The 12,302-nt window shown below is 72.2% G+C and carries 11 protein-coding genes; 8 read left to right on the top strand and 3 right to left on the bottom strand.

All coding sequences use genetic code 11. From position 1 onward, the window contains the following. Positions 1–86 precede the first annotated feature (86 nt). The 3 genes from DV701_RS05000 to aroQ are packed head-to-tail and all read left to right on the top strand — an operon-like array spanning position 87 to position 2,327. On the top strand, positions 87–1,643 hold the full coding sequence (locus DV701_RS05000) for a sodium-dependent transporter (protein ID WP_114927330.1): 1,557 nt from the start codon (positions 87–89) through the stop codon (positions 1,641–1,643). Further along, positions 1,640–1,822 (top strand): methionine/alanine import family NSS transporter small subunit, encoded by a 183-nt coding sequence (locus tag DV701_RS04995; protein ID WP_114927329.1) that lies wholly within the window; start codon positions 1,640–1,642, stop codon positions 1,820–1,822. The genes DV701_RS05000 and DV701_RS04995 overlap by 4 nt, the downstream gene beginning before the upstream one ends. 58 nt (positions 1,823–1,880) lie before the next feature. Next, the gene (gene aroQ, locus DV701_RS04990) at positions 1,881–2,327 is read left to right on the top strand and encodes a type II 3-dehydroquinate dehydratase (RefSeq protein ID WP_114927328.1); all 447 of its coding nucleotides are present in this window, start codon (positions 1,881–1,883) and stop codon (positions 2,325–2,327) included. On the opposite strand, the gene DV701_RS04985 is transcribed toward aroQ, so the two are convergent. Further along, positions 2,288–2,962 carry a lysoplasmalogenase family protein gene (locus DV701_RS04985; protein ID WP_114927327.1) on the bottom strand — a complete coding sequence of 225 codons (675 nt, stop codon included), beginning with the start codon at positions 2,960–2,962 and terminating at the stop codon, positions 2,288–2,290. The genes aroQ and DV701_RS04985 overlap by 40 nt on opposite strands. A gap of 82 nt (positions 2,963–3,044) precedes the next feature. Between DV701_RS04985 and DV701_RS04980 the strand changes: the two genes are divergently transcribed. The 3 genes from DV701_RS04980 (at position 3,045) to DV701_RS04970 (ending at position 5,965) form a co-directional block, all read left to right on the top strand. Then, complete coding sequence (locus DV701_RS04980; protein WP_162802816.1) at positions 3,045–3,911, top strand: DUF429 domain-containing protein; 867 nt, start codon at positions 3,045–3,047, stop codon at positions 3,909–3,911. 146 nt (positions 3,912–4,057) lie between these two features. Further along, positions 4,058–5,491 carry an aldehyde dehydrogenase family protein gene (locus DV701_RS04975; RefSeq protein WP_228255320.1) on the top strand — a complete coding sequence of 478 codons (1,434 nt, stop codon included), beginning with the start codon at positions 4,058–4,060 and terminating at the stop codon, positions 5,489–5,491. Positions 5,492–5,569: 78 nt separating this feature from the next. Beyond that, positions 5,570–5,965, top strand: a complete 396-nt coding sequence (locus DV701_RS04970; RefSeq protein ID WP_114927324.1) for a hypothetical protein — start codon at positions 5,570–5,572, stop codon at positions 5,963–5,965. 56 nt (positions 5,966–6,021) lie between these two features. On the opposite strand, the gene DV701_RS04965 is transcribed toward DV701_RS04970, so the two are convergent. Continuing rightward, positions 6,022–6,855, bottom strand: a complete 834-nt coding sequence (locus DV701_RS04965; RefSeq protein ID WP_202863637.1) for a helical backbone metal receptor — start codon at positions 6,853–6,855, stop codon at positions 6,022–6,024. Between the two features lie 79 nt (positions 6,856–6,934). Then, positions 6,935–8,326 carry a UTP--glucose-1-phosphate uridylyltransferase gene (locus tag DV701_RS04960; protein WP_114927323.1) on the bottom strand — a complete coding sequence of 464 codons (1,392 nt, stop codon included), beginning with the start codon at positions 8,324–8,326 and terminating at the stop codon, positions 6,935–6,937. A 55-nt stretch (positions 8,327–8,381) separates the two neighbouring features. Here DV701_RS04960 and DV701_RS04955 point away from each other — a divergent pair, with 55 nt between their 5' ends. Together DV701_RS04955 and icmF are read left to right on the top strand one after the other, a co-directional pair. After that, positions 8,382–8,921 (top strand): MarR family winged helix-turn-helix transcriptional regulator, encoded by a 540-nt coding sequence (locus tag DV701_RS04955; RefSeq protein WP_228255230.1) that lies wholly within the window; start codon positions 8,382–8,384, stop codon positions 8,919–8,921. 52 nt (positions 8,922–8,973) lie between these two features. Next, positions 8,974–12,294: a fused isobutyryl-CoA mutase/GTPase IcmF gene (gene icmF, locus DV701_RS04950; protein ID WP_114927321.1), complete on the top strand. Its 3,321-nt coding sequence runs from the start codon at positions 8,974–8,976 to the stop codon at positions 12,292–12,294. The last annotated feature ends 8 nt before the right edge of the window (positions 12,295–12,302 follow it).

Raw genomic sequence — 12,302 nt, 5'->3', positions numbered from 1 at the left:
CGACTCGCCGCGGGTTTCCCACCACGCCGGCCGCGTTGGGCGTAGGGTCGCTGCCGACAGCGTTCACTGGGACAAGGAGGTAGGCGATGGCGTCGACCGGCAGCACGGCGGTCGCCCCCGAGACGCGCGACACGTGGAGCTCACCCTCGGGCTTCATCCTCGCGGCCATCGGCTCGGCGGTCGGACTGGGCAACATCTGGCGCTTCCCCGGCGTCGCCTTCGAGAGCGGCGGCGGGGCGTTCATCGTCCCCTACCTGTGCGCGTTGCTGACGGCCGGGATCCCGATCCTGTTCCTGGACTACTCGATCGGGCACCGCTACCGGGCCGCAGCGCCGCTGGCCTTCCGGCGGATGAGCAGGCCCACCGAGGCGCTCGGCTGGTTCCAGATCATGCTGTCCTTCGTCATCGCCGTCTACTACGCCGCGGTGATCGCCTGGTCCATGAGCTACTTCGTCTACTCCTTCAACCTCAGCTGGGGCGAGGACACTCTGGCCTTCTTCACCGGCGAGTACCTCAAGGTCGGCGACCCCGGCGTCTCGGCCACCATCGTGCCGAGCGTGGCGATCCCGGTGGTCCTGGTCTGGGTCGCGGTCCTCGTGGTGCTGGCGCTCAAGGTCAGCGACGGCGTGCAGAAGGTCACCGTCGTCTTCATCCCGCTGCTGTTCGTCGCCTTCGCCGGGCTGGTGATCCGGGCGATCACGCTGCCGGGAGCGATGGACGGGCTCAACGCGCTGTTCACCCCCGACTGGTCGGCGCTCAGCAACCTCAACGTGTGGATCGCCGCCTACAGCCAGATCTTCTTCTCCCTCTCGATCGCCTTCGGCATCATGGTCACCTACGCCTCCTACCAGCGGCGCAAGACCAACATGACCACCTCCGGTCTGGTGGTCGCGTTCGCGAACTCCTCCTTCGAGATCCTGGCCGGCATCGGCGTCTTCGCCACCCTGGGCTTCATGGCCCACCAGCAGGACGTGGCCGTCGGCGATCTGGAGGGGCTGACCGGACCGATCCTGTCGTTCGTCACCTTCCCCGCGGTGATCAACCAGATGCCCGGCGGCAACATCTTCGGCGCCGTCTTCTTCGGCGCCCTGATCATGGCCGGCTTCACCTCGATCATCTCCATCCTGCTGGGCGTGGCCGCCTCGGTGCAGGAGAAGTTCGGGCTGAGCCGCACCGCCAGCGCCATCACCGTCTCGGCGGTCTGCGCGGTGATCTCCATCGCCCTCTTCTCGACCACCTCCGGCCTCATCGCCCTGGACACCGTCGACCAGTGGGCCAACAACGTCGGCATCATCACCTCGGCGATCGTCATGACGATCGTCGTGGTCTGGGTGGTGCGCAAGTCCGGCGTGCTCAACCGGCACCTCAACGCCGTCTCGACGTTCAAGATCGGCCGGGTCTGGGTCGTCCTCATCGGCGTCCTCGCCCCGATCTTCCTGACCGTCATGCTGGTCGACAAGCTCATCAGCCTGATCGGCGACGGCTACGAGGGCTACCCGCAGTGGTACCTCGCCCTCTTCGGCTGGGGCACGATCGCCTTCGTGGTCGTGGCCGCGCTGATCCTGACCGCGATACCCTGGAAGGGCCGCGACAACAAGGACTTCGTCGCGTGGCCCGACGTCGACGAGGAGGTCGAGCGATGAGCGGCAGCGCCGTCATGATGATGATCGTCGCCATGGTCGTGGTGTGGGGAGGGTTGATCGCGAGCATCCTGTTCCTCCGGGCCCGCCCGAAGGTGGACGACACTCTCCTGGAGGACCCCGACATGGTGCGCGAGGACACGGCGCGGCTGCACGAGCCGCACCCCACGCGCGACCTCTAGCCGCGATCCCCCGGTCCTCCGGCCGGGGCGGGGTCCGGCCCTGTGCCACCCTTGACCCATGACCCGGCGGATCCTCGTCCTCAACGGACCCAACCTCAACCTGCTCGGCACCCGCGAGCCCGAGCTCTACGGCACGGCGACGCTCGCCGACGTCGAGGAGGTGTGCGCCGCTGAGGCGCGCAGGCACGGCCTGGAGGTCACCTGCGTGCAGACCAACCACGAGGGCGGGCTGGTCGACGCGCTGCACGAGGCGGCGGCCGCCGGGGACGTGGTCGGCGTGGTGCTCAACGCGGCGGCCTACACCCACACCTCGGTCGCGCTGCTGGACGCGGTCAGGGCGACCCGGCTGCCGGTCGTGGAGGTGCACCTGACCAACCCGCACGCGCGTGAACCGTTCCGGCACGTGTCCTACGTCTCGCCGGTGGCCGTCGCGGTGGTGGCCGGAGCCGGCGTGGCCGGCTACCGCTACGCGGTGGACCTCCTGGCGGAGCGCTCCTCGGCGTGAGGGTGCCGCGTGCCCAGCCGGAGCACGCCGACCAGCAGCAGCGCCTGCGCCGGCACGTACGTCCCGATGACCACCAGCGAGCGCCAGCCGTCGCCGAGGTCGGACCCGCTGAAGCGCAGCCAGGCCAGGGACAGGTCGCTGACCATGAAGAGCAGGCCCCCGGCCACGCCCGGCCACCCGGCCGCGGTCGCGAGCAGAGCCACGGCCGTGAGCACGATGCCGTAGGCGACGACCACCGCCACCAGCGACCCGGCCAGCGGCGCGACGAGCAGCAGTCCCACCACCAGCAGGGCCACGTGCAGCAGCCCGCGGGGTCGCAGCGCCCACGAGCGGCGCCACGTCGGCAGCAACCCGACCAGGTAGGCCACGTGCCCGAGCAGGAACAGCCCGAGCAGCACCTCGAAGCCCAGCCACCCCAGCCCGTCGCCGAGCCAGCACAGCGCCAGACCGGCGAGCCACCAGCGGGAGAGCCGGGTGTGCAGCCAGCCCGACTGCACCAGGGCGAGCGCCAGCGGCGGCAGGTAGAGCCACTGCGCCACCCGCGCCAGCGGGTCCATGCCCAGGAAGGCCGCCGCCACGTTCACGACCCCCGCGAGGAGGGCGGCGGCGAGCAGCGCGGGCGTGCGGGACGGCATGACTGGGAAGTCTGGCAGTGCCGGCCGGTGCCGGGGCGCAGGCGCGCGGACCCGGGCGACGGTCCCGGCCTACAGTGAGCACATGGACCTGAGGCAGTGGTGGCGGCGGGTCACCGCAGGGCGTGCGTCCGCGACGGCCGCCGGCAGGACGGGCCAGGACCGCCCGCACGCCCACCAGGGCCGTGCGCGGAGCACCGGGAGGAGCGCGAAGGTGAGCGAGCGGGCGCAGCCCACGGGCCGGCCCGGTCGCCGGGCGCCGGTGGAGGAGTCGCTGCCGGTCATGGGCGTCGACGCCTGCCGCGGAGGCTGGGTCGGCGCGGTCCTGGACGCCTCGGGCCACGGCACCCCGCTCGTGCTCGTCGCCGCGACCGTGGCCGAGCTGGTCGCGGCCGCCGGGCCGGTGGCGGTGGTCGGCGTCGACATCCCGGTCGGGCTGCCCGACGGCACCCGCCGCGAGGCCGACGTGCAGACCCGTCGCTTCGTGGGTCCGCGCTCCTCCTCGGTGTTCACCACCCCGGTCCGCCAGGCCGTGTATGCCGACAGCTTCGGCCAGGCGAACGCGCTCAACCGCGAGCGCATCGGGGCGGGCGTCTCGCAGCAGGCGTGGGCGCTGCGCACCCGGATCGCCGAGGTGGACGCCTGGCTGCGCCAGGACCTGCCGTTCGTCGTGGTGGAGGTGCACCCGGAGGCGTCGTTCGCGCAGATGGCGGGCGCTCCCGCCGCCACCAGCAAACGGTCGGCCCAGGGCGCTGCCGAGCGCCGGCAGGTGCTGACCCGCTCCGGCGTCGCCCCGCCCGGGACGCTGCCCGTCGGGGTCGGCGTCGACGACCTGCTCGACGCGTGCGCGGCGGCATGGACCGCGCACCGGGTGAAGACGGGCGCCGGGCGCACCTTCCCCGAGACTCCCGAGACCTTCTCCGACGGCCTCCCGGCCGCGATCCACGTCTGACCCCGACCCGTCCCCGCGAGGAGCCACCGCAGATGACCGACACGACGAGCGCCACCACGGCGAACCAGACCACGACCCGGGACGGCAGCCTCGCCGCCGGGCTGCCCTACCCGACCGCCGAGGACGCGCAGCCGCGCGACTACGGCATGCTCGTCGGCGGGCAGTGGGTGGCGGCCGCCGCCGGGGAGACCATCGACGTCATCACGCCGCTGGACCGCTTCCGGGTCCTCGCGCGCACCCCAAGAGGCAGGGCCGAGGACGCCGACCGGGCCGTGCGCGCGGCGCGGGAGGCGTTCCCCGGGTGGGCGGCGCTGCCCTTCACGCAGCGGCAGCGGGCGCTCCTGAGGATCGCCGACGACCTCGAGCCGCTCGTCGAGGACCTCGCGCGGCTGACCGCCGTCGACACCGGCAACGCGATCCGCACCCAGGCCCGGCCGGAGGCGCAGCTGCTGGTCACCGCGTTCCGCTTCTTCGCCGGGCTCGCCGGCGAGGTCAAGGGCGTGAGCCTGCCGACCGGGGACGAGGCGCTGAGCTACACCCGACGGCTGCCGCTCGGGGTCGTCGCCGGGATCCTGCCGTGGAACTCCCCGCTGATGATCGCCGCCTTCAAGCTGCCCGCCGCCCTCGTCTCCGGCAACACGGTCGTGCTCAAGGCGGCCGAGGACGCACCGCTGACGATCCTGGAGCTGGCCGAGGTCTGCCAGCGGCACCTGCCCGACGGCGTGCTCAACGTCGTCACCGGCTACGGGCGGGAGGTCGGCGAGGCCCTCGTCGTGCACGAGGGTGTGGACAAGGTGTCCTTCACCGGCTCGACCGCCACCGGGTCCGGCGTCGCCTCCCGTGCGGGGGAGCGGCTCGCGCACGTCTCCCTCGAGCTCGGCGGCAAGTCGCCCTGCATCGTCTTCCCCGACTCCGACACGGACGCGGTGGTGGAGCAGGTGCTGCTGGCCACCCGCTTCGCCCGGCAGGGCCAGAGCTGCACCTCAGGCTCCCGTCTCTTCCTGCACGAGGACATCCACGACTCCTTCCTGGAGCGGCTCGTCGCCCGGGTCTCCCAGCTGCGGGTCGGCGATCCCCGGGACGAGGGCAGCGACATCGGCTGCATCATCAACGAGCGCCAGTGGCAGCGGGTGCAGGGCTACATCGAGGACGGCCTCGCGCAGGAGGGGGTGCAGGTCGCCTACGACGGCCGACCCGCGCTCACCGTCGGCGAGCCCGGCTTCTACCACGCGCCGATGATCCTGACCCAGGTGTCCAACGACTGGCGCATCGCCCGCGAGGAGATCTTCGGGCCGGTGCTCTCGGTCATCCGGTGGCGGGAGGAGGAGGAGGTGGTGGCGATGGCCAACGACTCGCACTACGGCCTGGCGGCCTTCGTCTTCTCCCGGGACGTGGGCGCCGCGCTGCGCACCGCGCACCGCGTCGAGTCCGGCTGGGTGCAGGTCAACCAGGGTGGCGGGCAGCAGGTCGGCCAGTCCTACGGCGGCATGAAGGCCAGCGGACAGGGGCGGGAGTTCTCCCTCGAGGGGATGCTCGAGGGCTTCACCCAGATCCAGCAGGTCAACGTGCGCCTGGTGTGAGCGCTGCGTGGCAGGTGCCCCCGGGTCCGTGCGTCCTGGGGCAGCAGGGCCGCGAGGCCGGTCTGGGACACTGGGGTCATGACAAAGTCTCCCGTCCTGCTCACCCTCCAGCTCTCGGCGCTGGTCACCGCCGGGCTCGCGCTGCTCCAGACGGTCCTGGGTTTCGTGATCGTCAGCGGCAGCTGGGTGTCCTGGCACGGTGACGTGGGCTATCTGACCTTCGTCGTGTCGCTGGTCGCGGCCGTCGCTGCCTTCCTGTGGATGCGGCGCAGCGGCAACAAGGGCATCTTCATGCACGCCGCCGGCATGGCCGTGCTGTTCCTGGTGCAGGTCGGTCTGGCCGAGATGGAGCTGAAGTGGGTGCACGTCGTCCTGGGCGTGCTGCTGCTGCTCGGCTCGGCGGCCCTGGCCACGCTCGCCTACCGCAGGCCGGGCGCGCTCCCGGAGCCGGTCAGCCCGGACCGTCTGGCCTGAGCAGTCCCGCCCTCGGCGGCCCGGGGGGGGGGGGGGGGGCACGCGCGACCGGCCGTCTACCGCCGGGCGGGCCGGTCGGGCCGCCGCAGGGCCGCGAGCTGCTCCCAGGCCTCGAGCAGCGAGGGGCCGTACCAGGTCAGCAGCCGCCCGCTCACCAGCCGGGTCGGCGTGCGGGTGAACGCCTCCGGGCCGTCCTGCGCGGTGAACTCGTAGGGCTCGTCCGGCAGCAGGACGACGTCGGCCCCGGAGCCGTCGACGTCCGCCACGTCGACGTGCGGGTAGCGGCCCTGGTGGTCCTCGAAGACGTTCTCCAGCCCGGCCCGTCGCAGCAGGTCGGAGGTGAAGTTGCGCGACCCGACGACCATCCACGGGTCCCGCCAGATCGGGACCGCGACCCGCGTCCGCTCGACCCGCTCCGACTGACGACCGGCCACGACGCCAGGACGGGGGACCTCCGGATCGGGCGAGGGGCCCCATACCCCCTCGACCGTCTCCAGCCATCCGGGCACGCCCCAGCCCAGCACGTCCTCGAAGAGCCGGCGCATCGCAGCCAGCGCCTGCGGCACCGACTCGATGACCATGACCCACACGGGGACCCCGGCCTCGCGCAGCCGGCGAACGTCGAGCTCGCGGTTCTCCTCCTGGACGACGAGGACCAGCTGCGGGTCGAGAGCCCGCACCGCGGCGCGGTCCGGGTTCTTGGTGCCGCGGACCCGCGCCACGTCGAGGTCGGCCGGACGGGTGCACCAGTCGGTGGCCCCGACCAGCGCCTCGCGGCGGGTGGCGGCGACCGCCTCGGTCAGCGACGGCACGAGCGAGACGACGCGTGCCACCTCCCCGTCGGGCAGCTCCACGGGGTGGCCGAGGTCGTCGGTGAGGGTGCGCGGCATACCCGCAACGGTAGGCGAACGCCGACGGGAGCGGGGCGGGCGGACCGGTTCCGCCGGTCGGGGCCGCGCCACCCGTGCCTCAGCCGGTCAGGACCGTCCCGTCGGGGACCTGGGAGGGGCCCTCGTCGGCGAGCACGACCTGCCCGACCACCTCCACGTCCGCGCCGAACGTCCAGTCGCCCTCGACGTCCAGGCGCCGCGCGCGCCGCAGCCCGGGCGCGCCGTGCGGGAAGCGCGCGTCCAGGTCGTCGACCATCGCGTAGTGCTCCTTGGCCAGCGTGATCACCGGCGCCTCGTCGACGGACCGGCGCAGCAGGTAGGCCGTGTCCTCGCCCACGTCGTAGACGTCCGAGCGCAGCAGCAGCAGCTCGTTGGTGGTCTTGACCGGGACGAAGCGCTCGCGGGTGACGCCCACGCAGACCGAGTCCTCGAACAGCTCGACCGCCCCGCCCATGGCCGTCTCGATCTGGACGACCGGCGTGGACGAGGGGTCGGTCGGGTCGACGGTCTTGGCGTTGCGGATGAGCGGCAGCTCCAGGACCCCGCCCCGCTCGCGCAGCATGTCGCGCAGCCGGGCCAGGTCCATCCACAGGTTGTTGGTGTGCACGAAGGGATGCTTGTCACCGTCCATGAAGTGGACGAGCTCCTCGGGGGCGGTCTGCGCGGTGTCGCGCAGGACGAGCCGGCCGTCGGAGCGGCGGCGCACCAGGTGCCCGCCCTTGCGGTCCATCTCCGTGCGCGGGCACACCTCGGCCGCGTAGCCGACGCCCGCCCCGGCGAACCAGGCCGCCAGCCGGGGGTCGGGCACCGCGCCCAGGTTGTCCACGTTGGAGACGAACGCCTGCGTGTAGCCCGCCTCGAGCAGCTGGTCCAGCAGCCCGCTGGCCAGCAGCGAGGGGTAGAGGTCGCCGTGCCCCGGGGGGCACCACTCCAGGCGCGGGTCGGCCGGCCACGCCACCGGCGTGAGGTCGTCGGCGCGCAGCTTGGGCTCGCGGCTCTGCAGGAAGTCCAGGGGCAGGTCGCCCACCGCCAGGCCGGGGTATGCCGTGAGCCGCTCCAGCGTCGCCTCCCTCGTGGCGAAGCTGTCCATCAGCAGCAGGGGGAGGCGGACCCCGAGCCGCTCGCGCAGCGCGAGCACCTGGCGCACGGTGATGTCCAGGAAGGTCAGGTCCCGGCGCACCGGGAGCAGCGACTTGGGTCCGGCCAGGCCCATCGAGGTGCCCAGCCCGCCGTTGAGCGTGATGACCACCGTGGTGTCCAGGGCGGCCCGGCGCGCCTCCTGCTGTGCCGGGTCCTCGGAGAGGTCGGCGAGGAAGACGTCCGGCGTGGCCGGCGCGACGTCCGCCTCGTGAATCAGGCCGGTGGCACCGGCTGCGAGGCGGTCGTACTGCAGGGCGAAGGTCGCCAGGGCGGGCTCGCTGGCGCCGTCGGCGCGCAGGCGCTCCAGGGAGAGGGTTCGTCCGTCGGTCATGGCGCCAACCTATCCGCCAGCCCCGACAGGCTCCCGGCGCCGTAGCCTGGGGGATGTGAGCACCGAGCGGGACCCGATCCGGGCGGCCCACCACCAGTGGGTCCGTCACGGCTGGGACGAGGCCGCCGACGGGATGGCGATGGTGACCTCGCTCGTCCGCGTCAACCAGCTCCTGCACGAGCGGATCGACGCCGTGCTCCGGCCCCTCGACCTCTCCTTCGCCCGCTACGAGGTGCTGCGGCTGCTGGCGTTCGTCGCCGAGGGCTCGGGGGAGATGGCGATGACCCGGCTGGGCTCCCTGCTGCAGGTGCACCCGACCAGCGTCACCAGCGCGGTGGACCGGCTGGTGCGCCAGGGCTACGTGCGCCGGGCGCGCAGCGCCACCGACCGGCGGGTCGTGCTCGCCTCGCTCACCGGTGCCGGCCGCGAGGTCGTCGAGGAAGCCACCGAGGGGCTCAACCGCGCGGTCTTCGAACGTCCCGGACTGCCGGCCGACGCGGTCCAGGAGCTGACCGACCTGCTCGGGCGGCTGCGCGCCGACGCCGGCGACCACGTCCGTCCCCGCCAGACCCCGTCGGCTTTTTCGCCGGGATAGTTGGATGTCCTAGTATTTGACCGTCGACCCCGCACGCCACCCGAGGAATCTCATGGCCGAGAACGCACGCACACCGCATACCCCGAAGAACCCGGTCCGCATCGTCAGCGCGGCCAGCCTGTTCGACGGGCACGACGCCTCGATCAACATCATGCGCCGGATCATGCAGAGCCAGGGTGCCGAGGTCGTCCACCTGGGACACAACCGTTCGGTCCAGGAGGTCGTCGACGCCGCGATCGACGAGGACGCCAACGCGGTGGCGATCTCCTCCTACCAGGGCGGGCACGTCGAGTACTTCGAGTACCTCGTCCAGCAGCTGGCCGCGCACGGCGCCCCGCACGTGAGGGTCGTGGGCGGGGGCGGCGGCGTCATCGTCCCGGCGGAGATCGCGCGGCTGCGCGAGGCCGGGGTGACGATCTTCTCGCCCGAGGACGGGCAGCGGCTGGGCCTGCCGGGCATGATCAACCAGGTCATCGAGGAGGCCGACTACGACCTGTGGGACCAGGGTGCGGCCGACGTCGACGCCGTCCTCGCCGGGGACCGGACCGCGATCGCGCGCGCGATCACGGGGGCCGAGACCGGTCGCCTCCCCGAGGAGGACAGGGCGAGGTATGCAGAGGCCGCCGCCTCCCGCACGGTCCCCGTCCTGGGGATCACCGGCACCGGCGGGTCGGGCAAGTCCTCGCTCACCGACGAGCTGCTGCGCCGCTTCCGCGTCGACCAGGGCGACCGCCTGCACGTCGCGGTCCTCGCGATCGACCCCACGCGGCGCAAGGGCGGCGGCGCGCTGCTCGGCGACCGGATCCGGATGAACTCCCTGGCCCCCTCGATCATCGCCGGGGCGGCCGCCGAGCAGGCGGCCGAGGACCGCGACCCGCACGCGATCGACCACGACCGCCCGCTGTTCCGCTCGATGGCCACCCGCGGCGAGCGGGAGGTGCCCGAGGCGGTGCCGGTCGCCCTCGACGTCCTCAAGGCTGCGGGTTTCGACCTGATCGTCGTGGAGACGCCCGGGATCGGCCAGGGCGACGCCGGGATCGTCCCGCTCGTCGACGTCTCGCTCTACGTGATGACGCCCGAGTTCGGCGCGGCCAGCCAGCTGGAGAAGATCGACATGCTCGACTTCGCCGACGTGGTCGCGATCAACAAGTTCGAGCGCCGCGGGGCGATGGACGCCCTGCGCGACGTGGGCCGCCAGATGGTCCGCAACCGCGAGGCGTTCGGCAAGAAGCCCCAGGACATGCCGGTCTTCGGCACCTCGGCGGCGACCTTCAACGACGACGGCGTGACCGCGCTCTACCAGGAGCTCCTGCGACGCCTCACCGAGCACGGCCTGCCCGTGGCCGAGGGGACGCTGCCGCGCGTCGACGTGCGCCACTCCTCGATGATCCGCCAGGTGGTGCCGCCCACCCGGGTCCGCTACCTGGCCGAGATCGCCGACACGGTCCGCGGCTACCACGCCGACACCGAGCGGTATGCCGACGCCGCCTCCCGGGTGCAGCGCCTGGAGTACACCGCGGACGAGCTCGCCTCACACTTCGGGCGGACGGGCGCGGCGGACCACGGCGTCGACGAGCTGCTGGAGGCCGCGAGGGCCGAGCTGCCGACCGAGGTCGCCGAGCTGCAGGAGAAGTGGCCCGAGATCGTCGCCGCATACTCCGGGGACGAGCACACGGTGCGCGTGCGCGACCGGGACATCACCACGAAGCTGACCAGGGAGTCGCTCTCCGGCACCAAGGTGCCGCGGGTGGCGGTGCCGCGCTACCGGGACGCGGGTGACCTGGTCCGCTTCTGGCGCCGGGAGAACCTGCCGGGCTTCTTCCCGTACACCGCCGGGGTGTTCGCGTTCAAGCGGGACAACGAGGACCCGGCGCGGATGTTCGCGGGGGAGGGCGACCCGTTCCGGACCAACCGGCGCTTCAAGCTGCTCTCCGAGGGGCAGCCGGCGACGCGCCTGTCCACCGCCTTCGACTCGGTCACCCTCTACGGGCGCGACCCCGACCTGCGTCCCGACATCTACGGCAAGGTCGGCACCTCAGGCGTCTCGGTCGCGACCCTGGACGACATGAAGACGCTCTACGACGGCTTCGACCTGCTCTCGCCGACGACCTCGGTGTCGATGACGATCAACGGCCCGGCGCCGACCGTGCTGGCGTTCTTCCTCAACACGGCCATCGACCAGCAGCTCGACGCCTTCCGCGAGCGGGAGGGGCGCGAGCCGTCCGGCGCCGAGGCCGAGGAGCTGCGGGCGCACGCGCTGGCCAACGTGCGCGGCACGGTGCAGGCCGACATCCTCAAGGAGGACCAGGGCCAGAACACCTGCCTGTTCACCACCGAGTTCTCGCTGCGGATGATGGGCGACATCCAGGAGTGGTTCATCGAGCACGGGGTGCGCAACTTCTACTCGGTCTCGATCTCCGGCTACCACATCGCCGAGGCCGGGGCCAACCCGCTGAGCCAGCTGGCGTTCACCCTGTCCAACGGGTTCACCTACGTGGAGTCCTACCTGGCGCGAGGGATGGACATCAACGACTTCGCGCCCAACCTGTCCTTCTTCTTCTCCAACGGGATGGACCCCGAGTACTCCGTCATCGGGCGGGTGGCCCGGCGGATCTGGGCCGTGGCGATGCGCGAGAAGTACGGCGCCAACGAGCGCAGCCAGAAGCTGAAGTACCACGTGCAGACCTCCGGGCGCTCGCTGCACGCCCAGGAGATGGACTTCAACGACATCCGGACCACGCTGCAGGCGCTCATCGCGATCTACGACAACGCCAACAGCCTGCACACCAACGCCTACGACGAGGCGGTCACCACGCCGTCCACGGAGTCGGTGCGCCGGGCCCTGGCGATCCAGCTCATCATCAACAAGGAGTGGGGCCTGGCGATGAACGAGAACCCCAACCAGGGCTCGTTCATCATCGAGGAGCTGACCGACCTCGTGGAGGAGGCGGTGCTGACCGAGTTCGACCGGATCTCCGAGCGCGGCGGCGTCCTCGGGGCGATGGAGACCGGGTACCAGCGCGGCAAGATCCAGGACGAGTCGATGCTCTACGAGCACCTGAAGCACGACGGGTCGCTGCCGATCGTCGGGGTCAACACCTTCCTGCGGCCCAGGAGCGAGGGCGAGGAGGACAAGACGGTCGAGCTGGCCCGCGCCACCGAGGACGAGAAGCGCTCGCAGCTGGAGCGCGTCGCCGACTTCCAGGAGCGGCACCGCGACGAGGCCGCCGAGGCGCTGGACCGGCTCAAGGAGGCCGCGATGTCGGGCGACAACGTCTTCGCGGTGCTCATGGACGCGGCCAGGGTCTGCTCGCTGCAGCAGGTGACCGAGGCGTTCTTCGAGGTCGGCGGGCAGTACCGGCGCAACGTCTGAGGACGGCG

The sequence above is a fragment of the Ornithinimicrobium avium genome (assembly GCF_003351765.1).
Classification (GTDB): Bacteria; Actinomycetota; Actinomycetes; order Actinomycetales; family Dermatophilaceae; genus Ornithinicoccus; species Ornithinicoccus avius.
Note: the sequence above shows the minus strand (reverse complement) of the source record. Positions and strands in the feature narration are given on the sequence as shown.

Excerpts from the sequence above, each read along its gene's own strand:
- DV701_RS05000 (WP_114927330.1), top strand. The coding sequence starts at position 87 with ATGGCGTCGACCGGCAGCACGGCGGTCGCCCCCGAGACGCGCGACACG.
- DV701_RS04995 (WP_114927329.1), top strand. The coding sequence starts at position 1,640 with ATGAGCGGCAGCGCCGTCATGATGATGATCGTCGCCATGGTCGTGGTG.
- aroQ (WP_114927328.1), top strand. The coding sequence starts at position 1,881 with ATGACCCGGCGGATCCTCGTCCTCAACGGACCCAACCTCAACCTGCTC.
- DV701_RS04985 (WP_114927327.1), bottom strand. The coding sequence starts at position 2,962 with ATGCCGTCCCGCACGCCCGCGCTGCTCGCCGCCGCCCTCCTCGCGGGG.
- DV701_RS04980 (WP_162802816.1), top strand. The coding sequence starts at position 3,045 with ATGGACCTGAGGCAGTGGTGGCGGCGGGTCACCGCAGGGCGTGCGTCC.
- DV701_RS04975 (WP_228255320.1), top strand. The coding sequence starts at position 4,058 with ATGCTCGTCGGCGGGCAGTGGGTGGCGGCCGCCGCCGGGGAGACCATC.
- DV701_RS04970 (WP_114927324.1), top strand. The coding sequence starts at position 5,570 with ATGACAAAGTCTCCCGTCCTGCTCACCCTCCAGCTCTCGGCGCTGGTC.
- DV701_RS04965 (WP_202863637.1), bottom strand. The coding sequence starts at position 6,855 with ATGCCGCGCACCCTCACCGACGACCTCGGCCACCCCGTGGAGCTGCCC.
- DV701_RS04960 (WP_114927323.1), bottom strand. The coding sequence starts at position 8,326 with ATGACCGACGGACGAACCCTCTCCCTGGAGCGCCTGCGCGCCGACGGC.
- icmF (WP_114927321.1), top strand. The coding sequence starts at position 8,974 with ATGGCCGAGAACGCACGCACACCGCATACCCCGAAGAACCCGGTCCGC.